Origin of the sequence: Pseudomonas sp. B707, from assembly GCF_022496685.1 — a bacterium.
GTDB lineage: Bacteria > Pseudomonadota > Gammaproteobacteria > Pseudomonadales > Pseudomonadaceae > Aquipseudomonas > Aquipseudomonas paraglycinae.
On the sequence record NZ_WTVE01000004.1, the window covers coordinates 223,461 to 249,157 of the forward strand.

Consider the following 25,697-nt stretch of genomic DNA (forward strand, 5'->3'; position numbering starts at 1 on the left):
GCGCCGCTTCGCAAACGACAAATGCAGTGCTAGCGTATGACAAAATCTCATGGACTGAAGAGGTCATATGCTCCCCCGACTGCCATCGCTCAATGGATTGCGAGCCTTCGAATGTGCCGCCCGACACCTGAGCTTCACCCGCGCCGCCGAAGAACTGAACGTCACGCAAACCGCGATCAGCCATCAGATCCGGCGCCTTGAAGATGAGCTTGGCGTGCGTCTGTTCATGCGCTTGAAGGACGGGTTGGCGTTGACCGAGGAGGGCAATGCTTACTTGCCCGGCATTCGTTCGGCGTTTCTTGAATTGCGCTACTCGACTGAAAAGCTGCTGGAATCGAGCAACAACAGTGTCCTGACCATCAGCACCCTGGTGTCGGTGGCGTCCAAATGGCTGTTGCCGCGATTGCCATCATTTCGCAAGGCGCATCCCGAGATTGATGTGCGGATCAGCGCCTCCATCGAGCGGGTGGACTTTCGCAAGGGCGGCATCGATGCGGCGATCCGCTACGGCGACGGGAACTGGCCGGGGCTGCGGGCCGATTGGTTGATGTCCGACGAAATCTTCCCGGTGTGCAGCCCGCGCTTGCTGACCGGCGACAAGCCGTTGAATACGCCGGTGGACCTGGCCCGTCACCCTTTGCTGCAAGTCAGCGGCGTGACCGCCAATGACTGGAACGACTGGCTGCATGCGGCAGGCCAGCCACCGTTGACGGCCAAGGGCCCGCGATTGACCTTCGACCTGGCGATGATGGCGGTGCAGGCGGCGATTGACGGTCAGGGCGTGTGCATCGGTCGCTCGACCTATGTCGATGACGATCTGCGCGCGGGCAGGCTGGTGGCGCCGTTTGATTTGCGCTTGAAATCCGCTTCCGGCTTTTACCTCGTCACGCCCCACGATCAGGCCGAATCGAAAAAGATCGTGGCGTTCAGAGGCTGGCTATCGCAGGTGCTGGCCAAACCCTTTGTATAAGCGTGTATCCATCGCGCCGCCGTACACAAACGGGTAACAAACCCCGTCATCAGGACACATCCCGCATACAGGCCTCGGCCAAAGTAGTCGTCAACACATCACTACTTCCAAGAGGGCAACACCATGCGCCGCACACTTCTGATGACCGCTGCCGCCGTATTCGTTTCGCTGACCGGCCTCGCACAGGCGGCTGACACCCCATCTGCCGCCCCGGCGAAGAACTGGCAACAAGGCCTGAGCCGTACCGATCTGGTCCGTCAGGATCTGGGTGCTGCGGATCGCGAGGTGATCCAGGCTCGCGTCGACTTCGAACCGGGCGTCACGTCACCCAACCATGCGCATCCGGGTGTGGAAGTGGCTTACGTGATCAGCGGCACGTTCGAGTATCGGCTTGAAGGGCAGGCGCCGGTGACGCTGAAGGCGGGTGATTCGCTGTTCATCCCGGCGGGTGTGGCGCATATCGCCAAGAATGTCGGCAACGAGAAGGGCTCGGAACTGGCGACCTACATCGTCAAGAAGGGCGAGCCGCTGCTGATTCTCAAGCAGTAATGCTCCGCGAAAACGAACAAGGCCTGCCGATGTGACAGGCCTTTTTGCGTCCGCTGTTCAGCGCATCAGTGGGCGTGCACCGGGTAGTCGGTATAGCCACGCTGATCGCCGCCAAAGAACGTGCTCGGGTCCGGTGCGTTGAGCGTCAGGCCTTCGCGGATTCGCCGAGGCAGATCGGGGTTGGCCAGGAACGGTCGGCCGAACGCGATAATGTCGGCGCGACCGTCGGCCAGCGCCTGTTCCGCCGACTCGGGGTCGTAGCCGCCGGCGATCATCAACACGCCAGCCCAGGCATCACGCAACTGAGCGATGATCGCGTCCCAGCGCGGATCGAAGTTTTCATCCTTGACGGTGCCGACCACGGCGGGCTCGACCAGATGCAGGTAGGCCAGTTTCCAGCGGTTCAACGAACTCACGATGTAGCCGAACGTGGCTTCCGGCGATTCATCACCCATGCCCATGAAGCGGCCCATGGGCGTCAGGCGCACGCCGACACGGTCGGCGCCGACTTCGTCGACCACGGCGGCCACCACTTCCAGTAACAGACGCGCACGGTTTTCCAGGGGGCCGCCATAACCGTCGGTGCGCTGGTTGCTGTTGCTGTTGATGAACTGGTCCAGCAGATAGCCGTTGCCCGCGTGAATTTCCACGCCATCCATCCCGGCGTTCAGCGCATTGCGTGCGGCGCGGCGGTAGTCGTTGATGATGTCGGCGATTTCCGACGTTTGCAGTGCGCGCGGCACCGGCACGTCACCCCAGACACCGTTGCCCTCGGCATCGACGATGAAAGTCTTGCCCGGTACAGGCAATGCGCTCGGCGCCACCGGCAGTGCGTTGTCCGGTTGAAAGCTTGGGTGCGATACGCGGCCCACATGCCACAGCTGCATGAAGATCAACCCGCCAGCCTCGTGTACCTCGCGGCTGACTTCGCGCCAGGCTTGCACTTGTTCATCGTTGTAGATGCCAGGCGTCCACGCATAACCCTGGCCCTGACGGGAAATCTGCGTTGCCTCGGTGATAATCAGCGCGGCGCTCGCCCGCTGGCGGTAGTACTCGGCGTTCATGGACGTCGGGATGTCGCCCGGTTGCCCGGCACGGGAGCGGGTCAACGGTGCCATCGCCACCCGGTGGGGAAGTGTGTAGGGGCCGAGGGCGATGGGGCGGAACAGATGTTGTGTCATGGGGGTTCTCCAGTCTTCGAAAAGGGTCGGCAGGGCGGTGTCGGGACATTTGTCCCGACACCGGATGGCCCTACGTTAAGCGGCTGTCCGGCGCTTGATAATCCACACGCGACGCCACGCTGCATTGCGTGAAATGCAACGTGGCGCGGTTCAGGCAGGCTGTTGCGAGCGGGTCAGGGGCAGGTTCAGCCAGCGCCGTCCGGTGGCATTCGCCACGGCATTGCCGATGGCGGCGGCCATGGGGCCCTGGACGATTTCGGCGGCCCCGAGAAACGGTTGCCCCGGCTGGTCGAGCAGGTGAACGTCGACCTTTTTGGGCACTTGCGAGAAGCGCAGGATCGGGTAGCCGCTCCAGTCGTAGCTGCGGATGCCGCCGGCGTCATAGGCGACCTTTTCATACAGCGTCCAGCTGGTGGACTGCACGATCCCGCCCTCGACCTGGTTGCGCAGGCCATCGGGACTGACGATCTGTCCCACGTCGACCGCCGTGACGACGTGATCGATCTGCACTTCGCCGGTCTGCGGATGCACCCGCAGACGCACGGCAATGGCGCAGTAGCCCATGATGTTTTTGTAACGCGCGAAGGCGAAGCCAAGGCCTGCGCCGGGTTCACTGCTTTTTTGCGGCCAGCCGACGGCATCGCGAACCTTTTCCACAACAGCCCGTGCCCGAGGGTCTGTCAGGTGCGCCAGACGCAGGGCAACCGGATCGACTGCGGCCTTGGCGGCGAGTTCGTCGATACAGGCTTCGATGGCGAAGACGTTGATGTGGGCGCCCAGCGAGCGCATGGCCGAGGTGCGGAACGGCATTTCGGTGACGAAGTTCATGTCGATCCGCGAAGAGGCCACGGTGTACAGCGGCACCGCGTTACGATCGCCATCGCCCTCAGGCTGGGCGATCGGCACCGAGGGTGCTGAAGCGAAAGGCCGGGCCAGCAGGCGTGCAGGCAGCAAGCGCCCGGCGTTGACGATGCGTTCGTTGTGCGGCGTGGTCCACAGCTCATAGTTCCAGTCCTGCAGCCGACCCTGTGGGTCAAGGTTGGCTTGCACTTCGGTGACCATCGCCGAGCTGTAGGGCTCCCAGAGGTTTTCCTGCTCGCGCATCCACTGCACCCGCACCGGCGAGCCCGGTACGCGCATGGCAATCAGCGCTGCGTCAGCCGCGGCATCGTCTGCGCCGTTGTGGCCGTAACAGCCGGAGCCTTCAGTGTGGATGCAGCGCACGCGCTCGGGCGGCAACCGCAGCATTTCGGCGATCCCGGCTCGCAGCGGATACACGCCCTGGGTGTGGGTCCAGACGGTGAGGGTGCCGTCCTTGAACCAGGCCACGGCGCAGGACGGACCGATCGAACCGTGCATCAGGTATTGCTTGGTCACCCGGGCGCGATATTCGTGGTCGGTCGCGCCCTGGGGCGTGCCTTCATGGCTGATCGGATAACGCCGTGAAGGCAGGCGTTCGAGCAAGGTGTGGATGTCGCGCGATTCGGGAATCGCCTGTCCGCCGCTCCAGCGCGCCGATGCGTATCCATGACGCATGGCTTTGATCGCCTGCCATTCATCCCGCGCCACCACGGCCAGATAATTGCCGTCGCGAATCACCTGCACCACCCCCGACAGCGTCTTGATCGATTCAATATCGATGGCTTCCAGCGTGCAGCCGGGACGCGGCGGGCGGATGACCCGGGCGTGGAGCATGCCCGGCAGGCGAATGTCCTGCACGAACGCCGCGCCGCCGCTGACTTTGCCCGGGATATCCAGGCGTGGCAGCGAATGGCCGATGAGCTTGAACGACGCCGGCGGCATCGAGGGCGACTCGGATTTTGCATAGTGGTGCAGATCGACATGCTGCACGGCGTCGGCGTAGGACATGCGTTGCCCGGTCGGGCCGAGAATGCTGCCGTCGCGAGTCGTCAGCAGCGCCGGCGCAACGTTCCAGCTGCGCCCGGCCGACTCCAGCAGCATCTCGCGCACTTGCGCCGCCGCGTTGAACAGCGCCGTGCCGCTGTCGAAAATCGTGTGGCTGCCGGCGGTGTAGCCTTCGTTCGGCGTCAGTGCGGTGTCGGCGGTGAGCAGGTTGATCGCGGTCGGGGCGACCTCCAGGCGTTCAGCGGCAATTTGCAGTAACGCGGTTTTGACCCCGGTGCCCAGTTCGACCTTGCCGGTGTAGACGGTGATGCCGTCGGGGCCGACGCGGATCCAGGCATCGAGCCAGGGGTTGGTGCGCAGGCTGCCGGGCAGGTCCGGTGCCAGCACCACAGTGCCCAAGGTATCGACTTCGGTGTCGGCCAGGGCGCGGCGTGAGACCGGCACCAAAGCAAACGCTACCAGCAGGGCGCCCCCGCGCAGGAACGCACGGCGACTCTGATCGACCTCATTGATCGTTGTCATTGCGCACTCCCGTTTTGCCGGGCGACAAGGTTGATCGCCTCGATGATGCGCAAATGCGTGCCGCAGCGGCACAGGTTGACGGACATGTGTTCGCGAATGGTCTGCTCATCGGGATGCGGATTGCTTTCGAGCAGTGACTGCGCACGCATCAACATGCCGGCGATGCAGTAACCGCATTGAGCGGCCTGTTTGTCGATGAACGCTTGCTGCAGGGCGCCGGGGCGTTCGGCGGTTCCCAGACTCTCGACCGTCCGCACCTTTTTGCCTTCAAGGCCGGCGCAGGGTGTCAGGCAGGAAAACACCGGTTGGTCATCGACGATGACGGTGCAGGCACCGCATTGGCCCAGACCACACCCGTACTTGGCGCCGTTGAGGCCCAGGTGATTGCGCAGCGCATAGAGCAGCGGCATGTCGGGTTCCAGCTCGAGAGCCCGGGAAGATCCGTTGACGTTGAGGGTGATCTGAGTCATTTCGTCTCCTTACGTAGCGCTTCGAGGGTGGCGGAAAGGTCGGTCCACGGTTGATCGGGGCTGGCCTGATGGCGCAGGTAGACGGCCAGGGCGTTGAGTTGGGTGTTATCGAGACTGGCGGCGAACGAGGGCATCACCGGTCCCGGTTGGCCGGGTTCTGCCGGGATGCCTTCGAGTACGGTTTTCACAAAGTTGCGCGGGCTGGCGGCCTGCAGCGCCGAGGTGCCATCCAGTGCCGGGCGGCCGTCGATGTCACGCATCGGCGCGCCTTCGGCATGGCAGCCGGCGCAGGCACTGGCGAACAGCAGCGCGCCAGAGGATCGATCCGCAGATTCAGCGCTGGCGCTCGGAATTTCGTTGATCGCGGTTTTCGCCGGCAGACTCAGCAGGTATTCGGCAATCGCCTGTGCATCTTCCACGGGCAAGCGCGCCAGACCGAGACTGACCGGGCGCATCGGGCCCGCTGCCGTGCCGTGTCCGTCGACCACTTCGGCCCGCAGGTAACTCACCAGTTGCTCGCTGCTCCACGGGTTTGCCCGGTGCGCCATGCCCAGCAGTGACGGCGCGTCCCAGCCATCCACGCCGCCGCCGGCCAGGTTTTCGCCGGATTTCTCGGCGCCGATCAGGTTTAACGGCGAATGACAGCCCGCGCAGTGACCGGGCCCCTCGACCAGGTAACGCCCGCGATTCCACATCTGCGATTGCTCCGCCAGTGGCGTCAGCGGTTTTCCATGCAGGAACAGCAGGTTCCAGAACGACACCAGTGGCCGGATGTTCATCGGGAAGTTCATGCGGTTCTGTTGTGGCGGCGAGTCCACCGCCGGGCCGCTCATCAGGTACGCATAGGCGTCGGCGATGTCGTCTTCGCTCATGCGCCGGTAATGAACGTAAGGGAAGGCCGGGTACAGGAAGTGGCCATCGCGGGAGATCCCTTCACGCATCGCCCGCTCGAAGGCCGGCAGCGACCATTGGCCGATGCCGGTCTGTGGATCCGGGGTGATGTTGGTGCTGTAGAGGGTGCCGAACGGCGTCACCAGCGGCAGTCCACCGGCCAGGTATTGGCCACCGGGCCGCGTGTGACACACCGCACAGTCGCCAGCCTCGACCACTCGTGCGCCGCGTTGCAGTTGCGCGGAGTCGAAGGTTTGCGGGCGTTCGACCGGCGCAATTGCCGGCCGCCACATCAGCGCCAGGGCAGCGATTGCACCGATCGACGCGAGGGCTGCCGCGCTGATCCACAGCGCTCTGGATCTCATGAAATGACCGTTCATGAGCGGCTGCCCAAGCGGCACGCGGTGGGCGTGAGGGACGGATTCGGCATCTTCGACAACTCCTTGAACGACCGGGGAAGGGCGCCGATGCAAAGCCCTGCGCCTGGTGCCCAAGGGTAGAGAAGGTGCAAACGTCCGAGTATTGCTGGACCGCGCAATAGCACGTTGCGCCAAGTGCAACGCCGAGGGTCGTTGCATTTGGCGCATCACTCAATTGCCCGAGGGATGGATACTCGAACGCCCGCACAGCCCCTAGCCTTGGCGTCACTTTCCCAACTCATTGAGGTGTCATCATGCTTACGGGCAATCCGGCAGCGGCGGCCAAGGCCGAACCATCCGCTTCTCTTTCCGGCCTGATGGTCGCGTTCCTGGCATTCTGCTGCGGCGCGGTCGTGGCCAACCTTTATTACGCTCAGCCGATCGTCGAACTGATCGCGCCGCAGATCGGCCTGTCCAGTGCCAATGCCAGTCTCATCGTTTCACTCACGCAGTTCGGTTATGCATTGGGCCTGCTGTTGCTGGTGCCGCTGGCCGACCTGATGGAAAACCGCCGGCTGGTGGTGGGCTTCACCCTGGCGGCGAGCGTGACGCTGTTGTGCGCCGGTCTGACGCATTCGCCGTCGATGTTCCTGGTCCTGTCGTTGCTGATCGGCCTGACTTCGGTGGCGGTGCAGATTCTGGTGCCGTTGGCCGCGCATCTGGCGCCCGAGGCAACCCGTGGCCGGGTGGTGGGCAACATCATGAGCGGCCTGTTGCTGGGCATTCTGCTGTCGCGGCCACTGTCGAGTCTGCTGGTGGAAGTGTTCGGCTGGCGCGGGGTGTTTTTCAGCGCAGCGGCGCTGATGGCTGTCATCGCCCTGATCATGGCGATTGCCTTGCCGCGCCGCGTCCCGAGCCATCAGGCGACGTACGCTGCGCTGATTGGCTCGGTGTTTGCGCTGGCCCGTCGGCACGCGGTTCTGCGTCAGCGTTCGCTGTATCAGGGCTTGCTGTTCGCCAGCTTCAGCCTGTTCTGGACCCTCGCACCGATCGAGTTGATGCGGCACCACGGTTTCAGTCAGGCACAGGTGGCGATATTTGCCCTGGTCGGCGCCGTCGGCGCGGTCGCAGCGCCGATTGCCGGGCGGCTGGCCGATGCCGGGCACGGTCGGCGCGGGACGCTCGTGGCACTGTTGCTGGCGCCGGCCTCGTTGCTGATCGCCGCGCTGCCGGGCAGCAGCTATATCTGGCTGGTGGTTTGCGCGGTGCTGCTGGATTTCGCCGTGCAACTGAACATGGTGCTGGGCCAGCGCGAGGTGTACGCCATCGACCCGCACAGCCGGGCTCGCCTGAATGCCGTGTACATGACCAGCATCTTCGTCGGCGGTGCTCTGGGATCGCTGGTCGCCAGTCCGCTCTACGAGCATTTCGGCTGGAACCTGTCCGCCGTGACCGTGGCGTTGCTGCCGGCCCTGGCTCTGGCGCTGTTCCTGAGCCGCAAGGCCGATGCCTGAACCTCAGGCACCGCTGAGTCCGATGAAGCACGGTCTTACAAGACGATCGGCGAACGGTGATGCACAATCATCACCGTTTCCTTTCGATCGGGCTCCACTTATGGACAAGTTGCTGGCACTGAAGATGTTCGTTGAAACCGTCCGTTGCGGTGGTTACTCCTCGGCGGCGCGCAAACTCGGCATCTCCACCTCTTCGGTGACGCGCCAGGTGGCGGGGCTGGAACACGAGTTGGGCGCGAGCCTGCTCAACCGCACCACACGCAACACCAGCGTGACGGTCGCCGGCCAAACCTATTTCGAGAAAGCGGTGGCCATTCTCGATGCCATCGATGAGGCCGACGCGGTGGTTGCCGACCGTGGCAGCGAGGCGCAAGGACGCCTGCGCATCAGCGTGCCGGTGGAATTCGGCCGACAGATCATTGCGCCGCAACTGGGGGTATTGCTCGACCGCCATCCGGGGCTTGAAATCAGTGTGTCGTTGAGCGATCAGGTCAGCGATCTGCTGAGCGAGCAGATCGATGTCTCGGTGCGCCTGGGATCGTCGGTGGTCAGTGACGATATCGTCAGCAAACGCGTGGGCGGCTTCCAGCGCTGGGTGGTGGCGAGTCCGGATTACCTGAGCGGTCACGCTGTGCCGGCGCATCCACGTGACTTGCTTGAGCATCAATGCCTGCGCTTCGACTACGGTGGTTCGCACCAGCACTGGACGTTCCAGGGCGACGAGGAAACCATCCAGCTCAATGTCCATGGCCGCCTGCAAAGCAACAATGCCGATATCCTGCGCGAAGCGGCGGTGGCGGGGCGCGGGGTGGCCCTGCTGGCGGACTGGCTGGTGCGCGCTGATGTTGAGGCGGGTCGGTTGATGCGGCTGCTGGAGGGGTATGAAGTCAACCCCGGTAATGCGAGCTGCTGCATCAATGCGTTGTATCTGCCCAATCACCGTGGCTCCAGTCGTATCAATGTGTTCATTGATTTTCTGGAAGACATTCTGGCGCGTCCCTGCGCTCAGAAGACCTAGAAGGTGTACTTGGCCGTCAGCATCATGTTGCGCGGCGTGCCATAGCTGTCGCCGCCGTAGCTGACGGAGTTGGCGATGGTGGAGTAGTACTTGCGGTCGAAGATGTTGTTGGCGTTGAGTTGCAGGTCGAGGTTGTCATTGACCCGGTAGCCGGCCATCAGGTCGGTCACGGCGTACGCGCCTTGCTTGAGGCGGTAGTTGCCGCCATCGAGCAGTTCGATGTCGTTGTACATGCGGCTCTGCCAGGAGATGTTGCCGCCCACACGCAGTTTTTCCAGCGGGCCCTGGAAGTTATAGCGGGTGGTGAGCTTGAACAGGTGCTCCGGGGTGTCGGTGTCGAACTGCTTGTTGACGTTCTGCGGGTTCGCCTCGTCTTTGATGGTGTGCGTGCGGGCGTAGGTGTAGCCGCCGCCGATCTGCCAGTTGTCGGTGAGCGCGCCTTGCAGCTCGAGGTCGATACCCTGGCTGCGGATCTCGCCGGAGGCGTCATAGCAGGAAGACTGCGGGCAGTTCGGCACGAACACCTGCACCGCGCGGTTTTCCTGATCGACACGGAACACGGCGAGGCTGGCATTCAGCGCGCCGCCCAGGTATTCGCCCTTGATGCCGACCTCGTAGTTCTTGCCCACGATCGGCTTGACCGGGTTACCGGAGGTGCCCTTGTTGCTCTGCGGGGTGAAGATGTCGCTGTAGCTGGCGTACACCGAATGATGGTCGTCCAGCTCGTAGATCAGGCCGGCATAGCGGGTGACGTTGCGGGTGACTTTGTAATCGCCGTCGCCATCGCGGTTGTCGTAGTCGTACCAGTCCAGACGCCCGCCGAGGATCAGCTTCAATGGGTCGGCCAGGCTCAGGCGGGTGGTCAGGTACACGCCGTCCTGAGTGGTGACTTCACGTGTGTTGTTGGTGTGGACGAAGTCCGGCTTGCCGGCGTTGATCGGCCAGTTGGTGTCGTACGGCGAGTAGTTGTGGGTGGTCAGGTCGTAGATGCGTTTGCTGGCGCCGACCACCAGTTCATGGCTGCGTCCGAAGGCTTCGAACGGGCCGCTGAAGAAGGCGTCGAGACCTGCCTGGTTTTCATCGGCCTTGGACTGGTAAACCGTGCGGGCCAGGGTGTCGTTGACCCAGCGCGACTGGTACGAGCCGGAGAACAGCGCGTTCTGCTCGGAATAGTTGGCGTTGACCTGCAGCTTCCAGTCGTTGGCCAGTTGCTGACGGATCTCGGCGAAGACGGTGTTGATTTCCTGATCCTTGTCCTCCCAGGAAGTGCCGGGGTTATACGAGCGCGGCAGATCAAGGTGATGGCCGTCGAGGCCGATCATCGACGAGCCCCAGAAGTAGTTGGTCCTGTCCTTCTGGTGCGAGAAACCGAGGGTCAGGGTGGTGTCGTCGCTCAGATCGGCTTCGGTGACGGCGTAGAACAGGTTGTGTTGCTCGTCGACGTCATCGATGAAGCTGTTGGCGTCGTGGTAGGACGTGACCACCCGGCCGCGCAGGGTGCCGCTGTCGTTGAGCGGGCTGGAAGCATCGAGCTCGCCGCGATAGTTGTCCCAGGTTCCGGCGGCGCCGGTCAGGGTGACGCGCTGCTCGGCCAATGGCCGTTTGCGCACCAGGTTGATCGCCGCCGAAGGGTTGCCGGCGCCGGTGACCAGACCGGTCGCACCGCGGACCACCTCGACCCGATCGAACATCGCCAGATTCGGCTGGGACCCGACGTTCACGCCGTCGTAGCCGCTTGGAATGCCGTCGTACATCAGGTTGTCGATGTTGAAACCCCGGGCTTTATAGGCCTGTCGGCCTGGGCCGTTGGAGTAGTCGAGGAACAGCCCAGGCGTGGCGTTGACCACGTCGTTGATGCTGGTCATCGCCTGATCGTCCATGCGCTGGCGGGTGATGACGGTCACGGCTTGCGGTGTTTCGCGCAGGGTCAACGGCAGTTTGGTGGCGGTGGCCATGGTGCCGGTGGTGTACGACTCCGAGCCTTCGGTGGTACTGCCCAGTTGGGTGGATGTGATTGCAGTCGCGCCGAGTTCGAGGGTGGCGGGTGGGGCAGAGTCCTGCAGCTCGCGGGTTTCTTCGGCCAGCGCCGGGGTCATGACTGCCATGCAGATGGCCATGGACAGGAGGTTGCGTGACGGGTTGAAACGATGCGGCGAGGTTGGGCGCGACATTGAGGCTTCCTGATTTTAAATAGCAAACAAAGAGCAGTTGAGAATCATTGACAATAATTGTGTCAGGGTTTTTTACCGCAACAAAGCGCTTCGTGAAAAAAATGTGAAATTGCGCAATGGGAGAGGGCGGTAGGCTTGAGTCATTACCGAACCGCTCAAGCACGGACGTTGCAGCACAGCCAACCGAAAAGCCGTTTGTCAGCTTCCTATGCAATCCAGCAGGTTGGCGTCTACTTTTGTGGCCGGGTCAGCCAAATGACAGGCGAAATTCTGAAGTCATTGAAGCGAATTCGAACTGGCCCCGTGACGTTGATTTCAGGATGGATCTTGAATGAGGCGCGGAGCGTCGCTCCGGCGATGCTTAACGGAAACCCGCGCCTTTGAACTCGTTAAGGAGAACGCAGATGGCAATCAGCCGAGTCACCGAAACAACCGATAAAACAGCGCTGGTGCAAGCCGAGGTGTACCGCTGGTACAACCTCTTTTTCCCGTGGTCGCGCGGCGTGGCTTCCCAGTCGGAAGAGGCGATCAAGCCTTTGTACGATGCCCTGGCGAATGATTTCCGGGTGGTGCTCACGGACGGTCAGATCATGGACCGCGAGAACTACTGGGAACGCCTTTGGGGGCTGCACGGCAAACGTGCCGGAAGCCCCGAATCACACATCATCAATCTCTCGATCACGCCACTTCCCGGTGACTGCTTCCTGACGGTTTTCGACCTGGTCAAGAACGGGATCACCAAGAAGAAAGTCGACTCGGCGCTGATGCGCCTCGACCCGGATTCGCCATCGGGAATCTCGTGGATTTACGTCCACGAAAGCGAGCACGAGACGTCGTTTGCGTAAATCGTTGAATGACCGTTTCGCTCCTCTGGTTGTTTGAACCGGAGGAACGGCATCGCTCCAACCCTGTAAAAAGAACCGCCCGAAGCCGTGCATCGGGCGGTTTGTCGGATCAAACAGGGCTGATTCAGATCAGCCGCAGGGTGACGTCGATGTTGCCGCGAGTGGCCTTTGAGTAAGGGCAGGTCTGATGCGCAGCGTCCACCAGCGCCTGAGCGACCGAAGGCTCCAGCCCCGGCAGGCTGACACTCAAGCGCGCTTGAAGAAAGAATGCATCGCCGGCCTTGCCCAGATCGATTTCGGTTTCGACCGCCACATCCGCCGGAAGCCTGATCTTCTGTGCCGCGGCTGCCTTGCCCATGGCGCCGATGAAGCAGGCCGACCAACCGGCTGCCAACAGCTGTTCGGGATTGGTGCCGCTGCCATTTGAACCGGGTGGCGAGAGCTTGATGTCCAGGTTGCCGTCCGAACTGCGCGATGCGCCATCGCGCCCGCCGGTGGTGCGGGTCTTGCCGGTGTACAGCACGGTGTCGAGTTGATTGATCATGGAAATACCTGCCTGAGTGATGGGGGATGTCGGACAGCGGAGGTTCCGATGGCTCACACTTTTGCATTGGCATGTACCCGAGATGTGTCGTGCAGCGGAGTTTTTGTATCGCTCTGTAGCCTGTATCGGCGTGGAAGGGGTCAAGGGCGCAACCAGGCTGGATGCATGTGGGAGAGGACTTGCAGGTGGCGTTAGTCCAGAGTGAAACAGATAGAGTTGACTGGCGGTTGATCTCGTATTCACACCTGGCCGTTTTTAACCGGGTGCAGCGCAGGGGGGGAGCCGAAAGCCCGGACCTTGCCGGGCGGATGATGGACATATTCAGCGCGAATCGGCATTTCGCGTACGTTGCGTTGCAGATGCTTCGCGGGGCCTGCGAAGCCACGTGATGACAGCATGTACCGGGTGGAGGACGGCGACGAGAACGCCAAGCAGCATGATGGTGAAGATGATGATCAGCGGGATGCTTTCATGCGAGAACATGGTGGGTAACTCCTGTAGTCACTATGTCGGAACCCGCAGACTAGACGCTTGGAGCGATGTTTTAGATGAATGTATGTTCATTCGACGAGGTGTGGAATGTGGTACGGCGCAAGGGCGTTTCCACACGCAAGTCGATGGCTCTCGTCGGGTTTTCCTCTTAACGCATCTGCAGGATGATCGGACTGCTGCTGGCCGGATCGGTGTGCTCACGCAGTTTGCCAACCGTGTTCGCATCCACAGCGTTGCCGTGATTGCCCCAGGTGCTGCGCATAAAAGTCAGCACCTCGGCGATCTGCTGATCCGACAGCTGCTCACGGAAGGCCGGCATGCGATAGGCATCCGGTACGCCGGCCGCCACCACTCGTTGCGAACCATTAAGAGTGATGTTGATTGCCGAGGCACTTTCCTTGGCCAATGCCGAGGTGGCGCCCGCCAGCGGCGGCATCCATTGCGATTGACCCTTGCCGTCCAGACCGTGGCACGACGCACAGCGCGTCACGTAGGTATGCGCACCGGGCGAGTCCAGACGTTGCGCTGCCGAAACCGCTTGATACTGCCAGGGTGCGCCATCCCGTTCGCGATCCCCGGGAAGCGACTTCAGGTAATGGGCAATGGCCGTCAGATCGTCATCGCTCATGAACTGCGTGGAGTTGTTGAACGCCTCGGTCATCGAGCCGTAGACCACCGCGTGCTGGTTGCGACCGGTCTTGAGGAACTGCACGATCTCTTGCTCGCTCCAGCGGCCCAGCCCGGTGTTGTGGTCATCGCGCAGGCTCGGTGCGTACCAGCCATCGAGCAAGGCGCCGGCGAGGTATGGTTTGCCGGACTCATCCAGTGCTTTTTCGTTGAACGCCAAGCCACGCGGCGTATGGCAGCTGCCGCAGTGTCCGGCGCCCTGAACGAGGTAAGCGCCACGGTTCCACTGTTCATCCTGCGACGGTTTAGTCACATAAGGTTCGGCGTCAACAAATACGCCGTTCCACAGCGCAATCGGCCAACGCAGGTTCAGCGGAAACGGAATCGCACTGGGGATATTCGCCTGTTTGACCGGCGCTACGCCTTTCATGAAAAACGCATACAGCGCTCGTACGTCTTCATCACTGAGCTTGGCGTAGGACGGGTAGGGCATCGCCGGGTACAGACGGCGACTGTCGGGCGCCACGCCGTGGCGCACGGCACGGTCGAAGTCCGCCAGGCTGTAGTGGCCGATGCCGGTTTCCGTGTCCGGGGTGATATTGGTCGCATGGATCGCGCCCAGCGGCGTGGCCATTTCCAGCCCACCGGCGAATGGCGCACCGCCCGGCACGCTGTGACAGGCTACGCAATCGCTGAGCCTGGCGACGTATTCGCCACGGGCGACCAGCGCCGGGTCGATGTCGGCCACGGCGATCTGATGGTTCTCCAGGCGCGAGACTGGCTCGCGGGTGACGTACCAGGCCAGGAGGCCTGCCGCGAGCAGGCACGGCACCGCCAGCCAGCCAGCGGTTCTTGCAAATCGGCTGTTATTCATGAACGCTCCGGCGCTGATCAGGTGAAGGTGTGTCGGCTCATGGGCAGGCTGCGCACCCGCTGACCGGTCAGCGCTGCCACCGCATTGGCGACAGCAGGTGCGACGGCAGGCAACGGCGGCTCACCGATGCCACCCATTTTTTCCCCGCTCTCGACCACGCGCACATGGACCCGTGCCATTCGCGCAGGCGGCAGGATCGGATACAAGTCGTAGTTGCGCGCCCGGGGTTTGCCATCGATCCACACGGCTTCTTCCACCAGCGTCTGCGACAGTCCCAACGCCACGGCGCCGTTCACCTGAGCCTCGACAATCGCCGGGTTGACGATGCTACCCGGATCAATCGCTTGCCAGATGTCATGCACCTTGACCTGGCCGTTCTCGATGGACACCTCGGCGATCACCGCCGTCTCCGTACCAAACGGCGAAGCCATGGCCACGCCGCGCGCACGTTTGCTGCCATCCTCGGCGGTAAACGGCCCACGTTTCCAGCCGCCCGACAGTTCACCCACGGCTTGCAGCAGTGTGGTCAGCCGTTGGTTGTCACGCAGCAAATGCAGGCGCAGGTCGAACGGGTCTTTGCCGCCCTTGTCGGCCAGTTCATCGAGGAACGATTCATAGAAGAAGTCGTTGAGGGAATTGCCCACCGAACGCCAGTAGCCGAGCATCGCCGGACCCTTGACGTAGATCTGTGCGATGCGCTTGTTGGGGATCGCATAGGACTTGCCCGACAAGCCTTCAAGCGCCGTCGGATCGAGCTTTTCACCTTGCTTGCCGGCGAGGGCTTCGGTCGGGCCTTCGGTGGCACTGATCGCTTCGATTGCCAGCGGCCAGCCGTCGTTGTCCAGCGCGGCACGGAAATTCACCGCCGCCACCGGTCGAAGCACGTCACGCAGGAACTCTTCTTCGCGACTCCAGATCAGTTTGACCGGGCGCCCAACCGCTTTGGCCAGCGCGATGGCCTGAGGGTAGGGACTGGCCGAGTCGTAGAGGAAATGCCGACCGAAGAACCCACCCAACAACGGCGAATGCAAGGTGATGCGTGACGGATCGAGCCCGGTGCGTTTGGCGATGTCGGCACGGAACATGTCCGGCGCCTGATTCGGCAGCCAGACTTCCAGCGAACCGTCCGGATTGAATCGGGCCAATGCCGACGGAGGCTCCAGTTGGCCGTGGTTCAAATACTGGTTGTGGTAAGTGGCATCGATCAGGGTTTTGCTTCCCTTGAGCATCGCAGCCACGTCGCCTTCGTTTTCATCATCTTTGGCCGGGCCCTTGTCTTCGGCGAGGCGCTTGAACCAGGCATCGCTGGAAAAGTCGGCGGGCATCGGCCGCACTTTGCTGTCGGCCGTCGGCTCTTGCCAGTCCACCTGGATCGCCTCGACGGCACGTTTGGCGTGCCACCAGCGCTCGGCAACCACCGCCACGGCACCCGGCAGACGATGCACGGAATGCACGCCTTTCATCGCCTTGACCTGATCTTCGTTGCGCAGGTTGCCCACGGTCATCCCCAGGCGCGGGGCATGTTGAACGGCGGCATGCAGCATGTCGTCGACTTTCAGATCGATGCTGTACAGCGCCTTGCCCGTGGATTTGTCGTAAGCGTCGAGACGCTTCACCGGTTTGCCGATCCAGCGGAACTGACTCGGATCGCGCAGCTTCACCGAGGCCGGATCGGGTACCGGCAGATCCATCGCGCGCTCGGCCAGTTCACCGTAGGCCAGCGAGCGGCCCGACTTGGCGTGCACGACTTTGCCAGGCTCGGTGGTCAATTCACTTACCGGCACGCCCAGTTGCTGCGCGCCGGCCTGCAACAGCATGGCGCGGGCAAGGGCGCCGAGGCGACGCATGACCGGGTAACTCATGCGCACCGACATACTGCCGCCGGTGATGCGCATGCCGTTCTCCATGACTACGTAGGCCTCGCCGGGCGGGGCGGCTTCGACCAGGAAGGTCGCCGGATCGGCATCCAGTTCTTCACCGACGATCTGCGCCATGGCGGTGAACGTCCCTTGTCCGCCTTCCATGAACGGGCAGAGCAGACGCACGCGGTTGTCCGGACGGATCTCGAGAAACGCCGGGACCTGCGTGCCACGCTCGGCCGTCGTCGCCGCTGCAGCTTGCACGCGTGTCGAACCGAGTGGGAGACCGAAGCCGAGCACCAGCGCGCCGACGGCGGTACCGGTCAGGAAGCGTCTGCGCGACACATTGATCGGTTCGTGCAGATCCAGTAGTGAAGCGTGTTGTGAAGGGTCGATACGAACGTTCATCACGCGTCCCCCTTGCCGGCAAGTTCATGCACGGCGGCATGAATGGCGTTGTAAGTACCGCAGCGGCACAGATTGACCATCGCCGCCTCGATCTGCGCATCACTCGGTTTGGGGTTCTGCTTGAGCAGCGCGGTGGCAGCCATCACCTGCCCGGACTGGCAGTAGCCGCACTGGGCGACCTGCAGATCGACCCAGGTCGAGACGACTCGTTTGCCCACGTCGTCGGTTTCGATGGCTTCAATGGTGGTGACCTCGCGACCAACCACACCCGCCACCGGCGTGACGCACGAGCGCACGACGTTGCCGTCCACCAGCACCGAGCAGGCGCCGCATTGCGCCAGTCCGCAGCCGTACTTGGTGCCGGTCATGCCCAGATCATCGCGGATCACCCACAGCAGGGGCGTATCGGCGTCGGCATCGACCTGATAGGTCTTCTGGTTGATTCGTAGTTCCATGGTTCACCCGCTTGATCATCGGTTGACGTGCATTGTTATGAGCGGTGACACGCGGCGAGGCGCATCACCGGTTTTCGTTCAATTCGCGACTGTGCCGAGCGCTTCTGCCTCGAAGGGCTGCCCGCGCAAAAGGGCCATGTCACGACTCGGCGCGGTGCCGAACAGACGGCCGTATTCGCGGCTGAACTGCGAAGGGCTTTCATAGCCGACCGCAAACGCCGCGCGCGAAACGTCCAGGCGCTCGACCAGCATCAGTCGGCGCGCTTCGTTGAGCCGCAGCCATTTCTGGTACTGCAGCGGACTGATGCCGGTGAGCTGGCGGAAATGATGGTGAAAGGTCGGCGCGCTCATCTGCACCCGCGCGGCCAGATCATCGATGCGCAGGGCATCGGTGTAGTTGACCTTGAGCCAGTCGATGGCCTTGGCGATGCGATAACCCTGACCGTCGACGGCAGTGATCTGCCGCAGTCGCGGGCCTTGGTCGGTGTGGAGCAGCCGATAGTGGATTTCTCGCAGAATCAGCGGCGCCAGGACCGGGATCGCCTCGGGTTCATCGAGTAATGCCAGCAGGCGATCGAGCGCGTCCTCCAACGCTGACGACAGGCTGCCAATCGCAGCGCCCGTACCCGTTGATGGCTGGCGTTTCGAGGGCAAGCCGCTCTTGGTAATGACCTCGGCAAGCATGCTGACATCCAGTTTCAGCACAAGGCCGACACAGGGCCATTCGGGAGTGGCGAGCATCACTTCGGAGTTGGCGGGCAGGTCCAGCGACGTGACCAGAAACCGCGACGGGTCATAGCTGTAGCCCTCACCGCCGACCCACAAGCGCTTTTCGCCACGACCCACGAGAATCAGGCTGGGTTCGATCATGCACACAACGGGGGGCGCCGGCTGGTCGCGACGAAACAGCGACAGCCCGGGTATCGACGTGGCGAAGTCACCCGGCGCGTTCACACGCGGGTCGATGTGCCGCGCCAAAGGTGATTCCTGGGGCAGAGGGGTCGGGATCATGTGGGCTCACTCCTTTGACCGGACTCTAATGCGCGCGCGCGACGTTTCCTATCCATCACCCTGCATCCCCAGAGGATCAGGCAAGCATTCAAGAGGAATGCACTAGGGAAGCACCGGATTGACCGGGAGAATGTGTCTATCTGTTACAGGGGCAGTGCCCGGACGGGCGACAAACTGCTTGCCCCTGCGCATCACCCCCCTACGTTTTTTCGCACCACAGGTAGTTTTCATGACGTTACCTTCTACAAAACCTTCTAAAAGAACGGGCGGCTGGAGCGCCGTGCTGGCCATGTCGTTGGCCGCATTCGCCCTGGTCGCTTCAGAGTTCATGCCCGTCAGTCTGCTGACGCCTATCGCGGCGGACCTGCATATCACCGAAGGTCAGGCCGGGCAGGGGATTTCCGTGTCCGGTGCCTTTGCCTTGATCACCAGTCTGTTGATTGCCTCGGTCGCCGCTCGCATCGAACGCAAGAAGCTTCTGCTTTGCCTGACCTTGTTGATGATCGTCTCCGGAACGGTCGTCGCACTCGCCCCGGGCTACCCGTCGTTCATGTTCGGACGTGCGTTGATCGGGATTGCGATTGGTGGTTTCTGGTCGCTGTCGGCGGCGACTGCCATGCGCCTGGTGAAGCCTGAACAGGTTTCCCGTGCGCTGGCCATCGTCAATGGCGGCAACGCTTTGGCCACGGTCATCGCCGCTCCGGCGGGCAGCTTTCTCGGCTCGTTGATCGGCTGGCGCGGTGCATTCTTCTGTGTGGTTCCGGTCGCGGTGCTTGCCGCCGTGTGGCTGCTGATCAGCCTGCCGTCCTTCAAGGCCGAACGCCAGGCAGGTAGCGGCAACGTTCTGCGTCTGATGAAGCAATTGCCAGTAGCTTTGGGCATGGTCGCCGTCAGCGTCTTTTTCATGGGCCAGTTCATGCTGTTCACCTACCTGCGACCATTTCTTGAGGGCGTGACGGGCGTCAGTGTCTCAACCTTGTCGTTCATGCTGCTGGGGCTTGGAGTGGCAGGTTTTATCGGCACCTTTCTGATCGAACGGTTTGTGGGGCGCGGCCTCTACCGCACGTTGACCGCCATTCCGCTGATCATGGCGGTGATCGCGCTGGCGTTGGTCAGCTTCGGCAAATCGCCGGTGCTGACCGCCGTGCTGCTCGGACTCTGGGGGCTGGTTGCCACGGCCGCGCCGGTCGGCTGGTGGACGTGGCTGGCGCAGACGCTCCCGGATGATGCGGAAGCCGGAGGCGGCTTGCTGGTAGCCATCGTCCAACTGGCGATCGCAGGCGGCGCAATCATTGGCGGTCTGGCCTTTGATTTGAGCGGTTACAAAGCCACCTTCGAGCTTAGCGCCGCTGTCCTGGTCGCCGCTTCCGTGCTGGCCTGGCTGGCCGGACGCAATGCCACGCAAATTCATCTTGTCGAGTCGAGCGCGACAGCCTGACGAGATCACCTGCAACCTTCCTTATGGCTCAAGCATCAAACTGCGCCAAACGATAACGGGCGGTTGAACCTGCACATCATCCGGTTGAAGCGCTTGCTGCTCCTCTGGCGAAATCACTTCGGCTGAGGGCCGCTCCAGCAGTAAAGGGTGTGCAGTGTCTACGTTCGATTCAGGAACAGGCGGCGTGGTCATTTGAGCGCAACAACGACCTTGCCCTTGGCGCGTCCCCGCTCAACGTACTTCAATGCCTCGGCCGTTGATTCAAAGGGGAAGGAGCGATCAACCACAGGTTTGATGATTCCGTCCTCAACGAGCGCGGTGATGCGTTGCAGTTGAGCGCCATTGGCCCGCATGAACACGAACGCATAGCTGACGTCCTGCTTGCGCGCTTTGCGACGAATGCCAAGGCTCAGCAGGCGCATGACTTGCTGCAATGGCCAGGACAATCCTTGCTCCCTCGCGAACTGCACAGTGGGTGGGCCCGAGATGGAAATGAGTTGGCCGCCGGGCTTGAGGACCTTGAGTGACTTCTCCAGCACGTCGGCGCCGAGGCTGTTAAGCACCACGTCGTAGTCTTGCAGCACATTTTCGAAGTCCTGCTGTGTGTAGTCGATCACCAGATCGGCCCCCAGCGCCTTGACCCATTCGACATTGGCGGTGCTGGTGGTTGTGGCGACAAACGCACCGAGGTGTTTGGCAAGCTGAATGGCAATGGTGCCGACGCCGCCTGAGCCTGCGTGAATCAGCACTTTCTGGCCCTTTTGCAGCCGGGCGGTTTCAACCAGTACTTGCCAGGCGGTCAGTGCAACCAAGGGCAGGGATGCGGCTTGCGCCATGTCGGTATTGGCGGGTTTCAGGGCAACCGCGTTTTCGTTCACGGCGATCAATTGGGCGAACGTCCCGATCCGCGCTTCGGGCGGGCGAGCGTATACCTCGTCTCCCGGTTTGAAGCGTGTCACCTGCGGGCCGACTTCAACCACGACACCCGCCAGGTCATTGCCCAATATCAACGGAAAGGCGTAGGGCAGGATCAGCTTGAACTCGCCTTTGCTGATCTTCGAATCCAGCACGTTGACACTGCTCGCATGGACCTCGATCAAGATGTCGTGGGCACCGACTGCAGGGGCGGGTGCTTCGCCAATGCGTCCGGGGTTCTTGCCATAGCCATCAATCAGAAATGCTTTCATCGTGGTGCGGCTCTTGCTGGTTGTACGGAGGGTAGTCGGTGGGTTGCCGTGTTGCTGCGTGACGTGATCAAGCATCGAGAAACGCCTGCGCCTTGGCCACAAAGTCGGCGTGATGCTGGAAAATCCCGCCGTGCCCGGCATCCTCATAAATCACCAACTGTGCGTCGGGGATAAGCCTGGCCAGTTCAAACGAGTTAACGCTGGGCACCATGATGTCGTTGTCGCCGTTGACGACCAGCGTCGGTGTGCGCAAGCGTCCAAGCGCTTGCCGCGGTTGTTTGCCCCACGCCGTGATGGCTTTCAATTGCCGCAGGAAGGCGCGTGGCGTCGGGCCCTTGTCGCGATTGTTCTTGCGTGCCTTGAGGCGCCTTAAATACTGCGAGGCAGACCGTCGTCCATTGGCCGACGAGGTGAAGAAAAGGTAGAACTTGGGATCGCGCAGGGTCAGCAAGCCTTTGAGGATCAATGGCCATGACACTGTGCCGACCTTGTCGATGCCGGTGCCGCCCGCCGGTCCAGTACCGGTCAGAATCAACCGGCGTAACAAGTCAGGCGCCTTGAGGGCAATGTCCTGAGCGACGAAACCTCCGAGGGAGAAACCGAGCACATCCACGGTTTTCAGCCCCAGCGCCCTGATCAGCTGGATGGCATCGTCGGCCATTTCACCCACCGTCAGTGGCGCGGTGCCGCCCGAGTTGCCGATGCCGCGATAGTCGGTGGTGATGACGCGTCTGGTTTGCGCCAGGCCATCGATGATCGCGGGGTCGAAGTTGTCCAGCACCGCGCCCCAATGATTGAACAGCACGAGGGGCACGCCGGTTGCGGGCCCGGTGTCGCGGTAGGCGAAGGGAATGCCGTTGACCGTGATCGACTGGTTCGCCGCGTCGATGAATGACGTCGGCGAACCCGAGCGGGAATTTGTCTGTATTGAACTCATTGTCACTCCGGCAAGCCAGCAGGATTCGATGCAATGCCCTGTGCCTGCATCGAATCCGGCGCGAATGCTCGCTAGCAAAAAATCACTGTGGCGTCTGATAGCGCTGGGCAACCGCAGACTGACGGATTTGCCCCAGCAGGCCCTGACGTGCGCCCTGCAGTTCATCCCAGCGCTCGGCTTCGTGCAGCGGCGGGATGGTCACAGGTTCGCGACGATCAAAACCGACCAGTGCAGCATCCACCAGATCACCCACTTCCATGATTTCGCTCAGGGTGTTGATGTCGACGCCGGAGCGATCCCAGATTTCCGTGCGAGTGGCGGCGGGTAGCACGGCTTGCACATAGACGCCCTGCGGCGACAGTTCCAGGCTCAGGCCCTGGGACAGGAACAGCACGAAGGCCTTGGTCGCACCGTAGACGCTCATGCCGAACTCCGGCGCCAGGCCCACCACCGAACCGATGTTGATGATTGCGCCGTCGCCGGCCTTGGCCAGGCGTGGGGCGATGGCGCTGGCGAGCCGCACCAGCGCCGTGGTGTTGAGGGCAACCAGTTGCGCGACGCTGTCGGTGCTTTGGTCGACGAAGTGGCCGGACAGCGCGGCGCCGGCGTTATTGACGAGAATGCCGATGCGGGCGTCGTCGCGCAGGCGGCTTTCAACGGTGGTCAGATCGGCGAGTTGGGTCAGGTCCGCCGGGATAACATCGACGGCGACGTCGTGCTCGCTGCGCAAGCGCGCTGCCAGTGCGTCCAGGCGAGCCTGATCGCGGGCGACCAGTACCAGATCGTGACCACGTTTGGCGAAGCGTTCGGCATAGACGGCGCCAATGCCGGTGGAGGCGCCAGTGATGAGAACAGTAGGGCGAGTGCTCATGGGGTATCTCTCTTTCAGGAGGTGAGAAACGGAACGCGCTCAGCTTGCGCTGACGCTCGATTCAGCCAGCGTCGGGTAGTCGATGTAGCCCGCCGCGTCGCCGCCGTAGAGGGTGGCGGGATTGAACGCGGACAGCGGCGCACCCTGCTTGAGGCGCTCCACCAGATCCGGGTTGGCAATGAACGGGCGACCGAAGGCAATCAGATCGGCCTGGTCTTCGGCCAGCCGCGCAGTCGCCAGGTCCAGGTCATAGCCGTTGTTGGCGATATAGGTGTTTTTGAAGCGCTGGCGCAGGGCGTCGAAATTGAAGGGCGCCACGTCGCGCGGGCCGCCGGTCGCGCCTTCGACCACGTGCAGGTAAACCACGCCGAGGGCATCGAGTTGCTCGACGACGTAATTGAATTGCGCCTGCGGATCGCTGCTGGCCACGCCGTTGGCCGGCGACACGGGAGACAGACGCACACCGGTGCGATCTGCGCCGATCTCATTGACGACCGCCGCCGTCACTTCGAGCAACAGACGCGCACGGTTTTCAATCGAACCGCCGTAAGCGTCGGTGCGCAGATTGGCGTTGTCCTTGAGGAATTGATCCAGCAAATAGCCGTTTGCACCGTGAATCTCCACGCCGTCGAACCCGGCAGCGACCGCGTTGGCCGCGGCCTGGCGGAAATCGGAGACGATCCCCGGCAGTTCGTCGAGTTCCAGCGCGCGGGGTTCCGAGACGTCTTCAAAGCGGTTGTTGACGAACACTTTGGTCGCGGCACGCAGCGCAGAAGGGGCCACCGGTGCGGCGCCGTTTTCTTGCAGGTCAACGTGTGAGACGCGGCCGACATGCCACAGCTGCAGGAAGATTTTTCCGCCCTTGGCGTGGACGGCATCAGTGACTGTGCGCCAACCGTCAATCTGTGCCTGGGTGTAGATCCCGGGGGTGTCCTGATAACCCTGGCCCTGTCGGGAAATCTGCGTCGCTTCGCTGATCAGCAAACCGGCGCTGGCGCGCTGGCTGTAATAGACGGCCGCGAATTCGCTGGGGACAAAGCCCTGGCCTGCGCGGTTGCGTGTCAGCGGTGCGAGAACAACGCGGTTCGACAACGTGAGACTGCCTAGCGTGTAAGGGGTGAACAGAGTCTGTTTGGTCATCTGATGAATCTTCCGTGCCCGTTGATGGAGATCGGTGGGGTGTGAAATTAGGATGATGATCGAAATCTAAACTGTCAACGGTTTTGATTATGGCCGACATCTATGTATCATCGGACGCAGGAATTACCGCTAAACGCGAGGTATTGCACGTGAGAGTGACCAAGGCCCAGGCGCAGGCCAATCGAGAACACATCGTTGAGACGGCCTCAGAGCTGTTCCGTGAGCGTGGCTTTGACGGCGTCGGTGTGGCCGATCTCATGGCGGCTGCCGGGTTCACCCATGGAGGCTTCTACAAGCACTTCGGCTCGAAGGCTGACCTGATGGCCGAAGCCTCGGCCTGCAGTCTTGGCAAATCGTTGACCGGCGCCCAGGCGCTCGACGTGCCCGGTTTCATCAACGTCTACGTGAATCGAGAACATCGCGACGGACGCGGCAGCGGTTGCACGATGGCCGCACTGTGTGGCGACGCGGCGCGTCAGTCGGACGATGTGAAAGCCACGTTTGCCGAAGGCATTGAACGCACCCTGCAAACTCTGGGGGAAAAATATCCGACAGGGCCGGATGCCGCGGAGGGTGAGGGAAGAAGGAAAATGATCGACTTGCTGTCGCGTGCGGTCGGCGCAATCATCCTGTCGCGCGCCTGTCCGGATGATTCCGCCTTGGCGGATGAAATCCTTGAGGTATGCCGCGCCGAAATGTTTGCTTCATTGCCGGTGTTGCCGGTCGATGAAGTGGAAACGCCGTAGAAGGGCCGATCCACCCTGTTCGATGACTTGAACGTCAGCCCGTTTCAGACAGCCGTTTTTCGTGAATATGTAGTCTATTGGTCACGATTTGTAAGACCTCGACAGGGTGAGTAAGCTACGCCCATGAATCAGCCATCCATATCTTCGCCCGGCCCACGTGGCCCAGTCGATCACGAGATTCGTGATCAGATTGTCGCGGCAGCCAATGAACACTTCAGCCAAAACGGCTATGGCAAAACCACGGTTTCCGATCTGGCCAGGGCCATCGGTTTTTCCAAGGCGTACATCTATAAGTTCTTTGATTCCAAGCAGGCGATCGGCGAAGCGATCTGCTCGAATTGTCTGGGGCAAATGGTTGCAGCGGTCGAACAGGCTGTTAACGCAGAGGGGATTTCGCCGACCGAGCGTTTCCGCCGGCTGGTGAAGACCGTGATTGCCACGGGTGTGGACCTGTTCTTCAATGATCGCAAGCTCTACGACATCGCGGCATTCTCGGCAGCGGAGCGTTGGCCATGTGCTCAGGTGTATGAGGAGCAGATCAAGCGCTTTATCTTCGACATCGTGCGTGAAGGGCGAGAGCTCGGAGAGTTCGAGCGCAAGACCCCGCTGGACGAGACCGTCGAAGCGATTCATCTGGCCCTGCGTCCCTTCGTCAATCCGTTGTTGCTGCAGCACAATCTGGGTTTTATCGAGGTAGCGCCCACGCTGACCTCCAACCTCATTCTGCGCAGCCTGATGCCCTGACCTGAAAG

Annotated in this window: 23 protein-coding genes; 8 read left to right on the forward strand and 15 right to left on the reverse strand. The window is 62.1% G+C overall.

The window, feature by feature from the left end:
- Window positions 1–67: 67 nt before the first annotated feature.
- Complete coding sequence (locus tag GQX66_RS01045) at window positions 68–970, forward strand: transcriptional regulator GcvA (protein WP_240865250.1); 903 nt, start codon at window positions 68–70, stop codon at window positions 968–970.
- Between the two features lie 123 nt (window positions 971–1,093).
- Window positions 1,094–1,519, forward strand: a complete 426-nt coding sequence (locus GQX66_RS01050; protein WP_102718325.1) for a cupin domain-containing protein — start codon at window positions 1,094–1,096, stop codon at window positions 1,517–1,519.
- Between the two features lie 65 nt (window positions 1,520–1,584).
- Here the strand turns inward: GQX66_RS01050 and GQX66_RS01055 are convergent, their stop codons facing one another.
- The 4 genes from GQX66_RS01055 to GQX66_RS01070 form a co-directional block, all read right to left on the reverse strand.
- The gene (locus GQX66_RS01055) at window positions 1,585–2,700 is read right to left on the reverse strand and encodes an alkene reductase (RefSeq protein WP_240865253.1); all 1,116 of its coding nucleotides are present in this window, start codon (window positions 2,698–2,700) and stop codon (window positions 1,585–1,587) included.
- Window positions 2,701–2,850: 150 nt separating this feature from the next.
- Window positions 2,851–5,088: a molybdopterin cofactor-binding domain-containing protein gene (locus tag GQX66_RS01060; RefSeq protein WP_240865255.1), complete on the reverse strand. Its 2,238-nt coding sequence runs from the start codon at window positions 5,086–5,088 to the stop codon at window positions 2,851–2,853.
- Window positions 5,085–5,558 carry a (2Fe-2S)-binding protein gene (locus tag GQX66_RS01065; protein ID WP_240865257.1) on the reverse strand — a complete coding sequence of 158 codons (474 nt, stop codon included), beginning with the start codon at window positions 5,556–5,558 and terminating at the stop codon, window positions 5,085–5,087. The genes GQX66_RS01060 and GQX66_RS01065 overlap by 4 nt, the downstream gene beginning before the upstream one ends.
- Window positions 5,555–6,814 carry a c-type cytochrome gene (locus tag GQX66_RS01070; RefSeq protein ID WP_240865267.1) on the reverse strand — a complete coding sequence of 420 codons (1,260 nt, stop codon included), beginning with the start codon at window positions 6,812–6,814 and terminating at the stop codon, window positions 5,555–5,557. Before GQX66_RS01070 ends, GQX66_RS01065 begins: the two co-directional genes overlap by 4 nt.
- Window positions 6,815–7,122: 308 nt before the next feature.
- Between GQX66_RS01070 and GQX66_RS01075 the strand changes: the two genes are divergently transcribed.
- Window positions 7,123–8,322, forward strand: a complete 1,200-nt coding sequence (locus GQX66_RS01075) for an MFS transporter (RefSeq protein ID WP_129973639.1) — start codon at window positions 7,123–7,125, stop codon at window positions 8,320–8,322.
- Window positions 8,323–8,422: 100 nt separating this feature from the next.
- Window positions 8,423–9,340 carry a LysR family transcriptional regulator gene (locus GQX66_RS01080; protein ID WP_240865269.1) on the forward strand — a complete coding sequence of 306 codons (918 nt, stop codon included), beginning with the start codon at window positions 8,423–8,425 and terminating at the stop codon, window positions 9,338–9,340.
- Here the strand turns inward: GQX66_RS01080 and GQX66_RS01085 are convergent.
- Window positions 9,337–11,511: a TonB-dependent siderophore receptor gene (locus GQX66_RS01085; RefSeq protein WP_240865271.1), complete on the reverse strand. Its 2,175-nt coding sequence runs from the start codon at window positions 11,509–11,511 to the stop codon at window positions 9,337–9,339. The two genes, GQX66_RS01080 and GQX66_RS01085, sit on opposite strands and share 4 nt — an antisense overlap.
- A gap of 404 nt (window positions 11,512–11,915) precedes the next feature.
- Here GQX66_RS01085 and GQX66_RS01090 point away from each other — a divergent pair, with 404 nt between their 5' ends.
- Entirely contained in the window at window positions 11,916–12,356 is a 441-nt protein-coding gene (locus GQX66_RS01090; protein ID WP_085747376.1) for a hypothetical protein, read from the forward strand.
- A 124-nt stretch (window positions 12,357–12,480) separates the two neighbouring features.
- Here the strand turns inward: GQX66_RS01090 and GQX66_RS01095 are convergent, their stop codons facing one another.
- The 6 genes from GQX66_RS01095 to GQX66_RS01120 all read right to left on the reverse strand — a co-directional run bounded on the left by GQX66_RS01095 (window position 12,481) and on the right by GQX66_RS01120 (window position 18,626).
- Window positions 12,481–12,900 (reverse strand): organic hydroperoxide resistance protein, encoded by a 420-nt coding sequence (locus GQX66_RS01095; protein ID WP_085611780.1) that lies wholly within the window; start codon window positions 12,898–12,900, stop codon window positions 12,481–12,483.
- Window positions 12,901–13,221: 321 nt separating this feature from the next.
- Window positions 13,222–13,383, reverse strand: a complete 162-nt coding sequence (locus tag GQX66_RS01100; RefSeq protein WP_166673447.1) for a hypothetical protein — start codon at window positions 13,381–13,383, stop codon at window positions 13,222–13,224.
- 157 nt (window positions 13,384–13,540) lie between these two features.
- Entirely contained in the window at window positions 13,541–14,893 is a 1,353-nt protein-coding gene (locus GQX66_RS01105) for a cytochrome c (protein ID WP_240865274.1), read from the reverse strand.
- A 17-nt stretch (window positions 14,894–14,910) separates the two neighbouring features.
- Complete coding sequence (locus GQX66_RS01110) at window positions 14,911–17,160, reverse strand: molybdopterin cofactor-binding domain-containing protein (protein WP_240865298.1); 2,250 nt, start codon at window positions 17,158–17,160, stop codon at window positions 14,911–14,913.
- Window positions 17,160–17,615 carry a (2Fe-2S)-binding protein gene (locus tag GQX66_RS01115; RefSeq protein ID WP_085611777.1) on the reverse strand — a complete coding sequence of 152 codons (456 nt, stop codon included), beginning with the start codon at window positions 17,613–17,615 and terminating at the stop codon, window positions 17,160–17,162. Before GQX66_RS01115 ends, GQX66_RS01110 begins: the two co-directional genes overlap by 1 nt.
- A 78-nt stretch (window positions 17,616–17,693) precedes the next feature.
- Window positions 17,694–18,626 (reverse strand): AraC family transcriptional regulator, encoded by a 933-nt coding sequence (locus GQX66_RS01120; RefSeq protein ID WP_240865306.1) that lies wholly within the window; start codon window positions 18,624–18,626, stop codon window positions 17,694–17,696.
- A gap of 229 nt (window positions 18,627–18,855) precedes the next feature.
- Between GQX66_RS01120 and GQX66_RS01125 the strand changes: the two genes are divergently transcribed.
- Window positions 18,856–20,064, forward strand: a complete 1,209-nt coding sequence (locus GQX66_RS01125) for an MFS transporter (protein ID WP_236188716.1) — start codon at window positions 18,856–18,858, stop codon at window positions 20,062–20,064.
- A 188-nt stretch (window positions 20,065–20,252) separates the two neighbouring features.
- Here the strand turns inward: GQX66_RS01125 and GQX66_RS01130 are convergent, their stop codons facing one another.
- From GQX66_RS01130 to GQX66_RS01145, 4 genes are all read right to left on the reverse strand, one after another.
- Window positions 20,253–21,251 carry an NADP-dependent oxidoreductase gene (locus GQX66_RS01130; protein ID WP_240865447.1) on the reverse strand — a complete coding sequence of 333 codons (999 nt, stop codon included), beginning with the start codon at window positions 21,249–21,251 and terminating at the stop codon, window positions 20,253–20,255.
- A gap of 67 nt (window positions 21,252–21,318) precedes the next feature.
- Entirely contained in the window at window positions 21,319–22,188 is an 870-nt protein-coding gene (locus GQX66_RS01135) for an alpha/beta hydrolase (RefSeq protein WP_240865308.1), read from the reverse strand.
- Between the two features lie 82 nt (window positions 22,189–22,270).
- A complete protein-coding gene (locus tag GQX66_RS01140) occupies window positions 22,271–23,059 on the reverse strand; it encodes an SDR family oxidoreductase (protein WP_085747367.1) in 789 nt (262 codons plus the stop codon).
- Window positions 23,060–23,098: 39 nt separating this feature from the next.
- Window positions 23,099–24,199 carry an alkene reductase gene (locus tag GQX66_RS01145; RefSeq protein WP_085747366.1) on the reverse strand — a complete coding sequence of 367 codons (1,101 nt, stop codon included), beginning with the start codon at window positions 24,197–24,199 and terminating at the stop codon, window positions 23,099–23,101.
- Window positions 24,200–24,348: 149 nt separating this feature from the next.
- Here GQX66_RS01145 and GQX66_RS01150 point away from each other — a divergent pair, with 149 nt between their 5' ends.
- Window positions 24,349–24,945 carry a TetR family transcriptional regulator gene (locus GQX66_RS01150; RefSeq protein ID WP_178082631.1) on the forward strand — a complete coding sequence of 199 codons (597 nt, stop codon included), beginning with the start codon at window positions 24,349–24,351 and terminating at the stop codon, window positions 24,943–24,945.
- Window positions 24,946–25,068: 123 nt separating this feature from the next.
- On the forward strand, window positions 25,069–25,689 hold the full coding sequence (locus GQX66_RS01155; RefSeq protein ID WP_240865310.1) for a TetR/AcrR family transcriptional regulator: 621 nt from the start codon (window positions 25,069–25,071) through the stop codon (window positions 25,687–25,689).
- Window positions 25,690–25,697: the final 8 nt, after the last annotated feature.

Excerpts from the sequence above, each read along its gene's own strand:
- GQX66_RS01075 (WP_129973639.1), top strand. The coding sequence starts at position 7,123 with ATGCTTACGGGCAATCCGGCAGCGGCGGCCAAGGCCGAACCATCCGCT.
- GQX66_RS01045 (WP_240865250.1), top strand. The coding sequence starts at position 68 with ATGCTCCCCCGACTGCCATCGCTCAATGGATTGCGAGCCTTCGAATGT.
- GQX66_RS01130 (WP_240865447.1), bottom strand. The coding sequence starts at position 21,251 with ATGAAAGCATTTCTGATTGATGGCTATGGCAAGAACCCCGGACGCATT.
- GQX66_RS01105 (WP_240865274.1), bottom strand. The coding sequence starts at position 14,893 with ATGAATAACAGCCGATTTGCAAGAACCGCTGGCTGGCTGGCGGTGCCG.
- GQX66_RS01115 (WP_085611777.1), bottom strand. The coding sequence starts at position 17,615 with ATGGAACTACGAATCAACCAGAAGACCTATCAGGTCGATGCCGACGCC.
- GQX66_RS01125 (WP_236188716.1), top strand. The coding sequence starts at position 18,856 with ATGACGTTACCTTCTACAAAACCTTCTAAAAGAACGGGCGGCTGGAGC.
- GQX66_RS01080 (WP_240865269.1), top strand. The coding sequence starts at position 8,423 with ATGGACAAGTTGCTGGCACTGAAGATGTTCGTTGAAACCGTCCGTTGC.
- GQX66_RS01120 (WP_240865306.1), bottom strand. The coding sequence starts at position 18,626 with ATGATCCCGACCCCTCTGCCCCAGGAATCACCTTTGGCGCGGCACATC.
- GQX66_RS01055 (WP_240865253.1), bottom strand. The coding sequence starts at position 2,700 with ATGACACAACATCTGTTCCGCCCCATCGCCCTCGGCCCCTACACACTT.
- GQX66_RS01140 (WP_085747367.1), bottom strand. The coding sequence starts at position 23,059 with ATGAGCACTCGCCCTACTGTTCTCATCACTGGCGCCTCCACCGGCATT.
- GQX66_RS01110 (WP_240865298.1), bottom strand. The coding sequence starts at position 17,160 with ATGAACGTTCGTATCGACCCTTCACAACACGCTTCACTACTGGATCTG.
- GQX66_RS01085 (WP_240865271.1), bottom strand. The coding sequence starts at position 11,511 with ATGTCGCGCCCAACCTCGCCGCATCGTTTCAACCCGTCACGCAACCTC.
- GQX66_RS01070 (WP_240865267.1), bottom strand. The coding sequence starts at position 6,814 with ATGAGATCCAGAGCGCTGTGGATCAGCGCGGCAGCCCTCGCGTCGATC.
- GQX66_RS01060 (WP_240865255.1), bottom strand. The coding sequence starts at position 5,088 with ATGACAACGATCAATGAGGTCGATCAGAGTCGCCGTGCGTTCCTGCGC.
- GQX66_RS01135 (WP_240865308.1), bottom strand. The coding sequence starts at position 22,188 with ATGAGTTCAATACAGACAAATTCCCGCTCGGGTTCGCCGACGTCATTC.
- GQX66_RS01090 (WP_085747376.1), top strand. The coding sequence starts at position 11,916 with ATGGCAATCAGCCGAGTCACCGAAACAACCGATAAAACAGCGCTGGTG.
- GQX66_RS01100 (WP_166673447.1), bottom strand. The coding sequence starts at position 13,383 with ATGTTCTCGCATGAAAGCATCCCGCTGATCATCATCTTCACCATCATG.
- GQX66_RS01145 (WP_085747366.1), bottom strand. The coding sequence starts at position 24,199 with ATGACCAAACAGACTCTGTTCACCCCTTACACGCTAGGCAGTCTCACG.
- GQX66_RS01095 (WP_085611780.1), bottom strand. The coding sequence starts at position 12,900 with ATGATCAATCAACTCGACACCGTGCTGTACACCGGCAAGACCCGCACC.
- GQX66_RS01155 (WP_240865310.1), top strand. The coding sequence starts at position 25,069 with ATGAATCAGCCATCCATATCTTCGCCCGGCCCACGTGGCCCAGTCGAT.
- GQX66_RS01050 (WP_102718325.1), top strand. The coding sequence starts at position 1,094 with ATGCGCCGCACACTTCTGATGACCGCTGCCGCCGTATTCGTTTCGCTG.
- GQX66_RS01065 (WP_240865257.1), bottom strand. The coding sequence starts at position 5,558 with ATGACTCAGATCACCCTCAACGTCAACGGATCTTCCCGGGCTCTCGAG.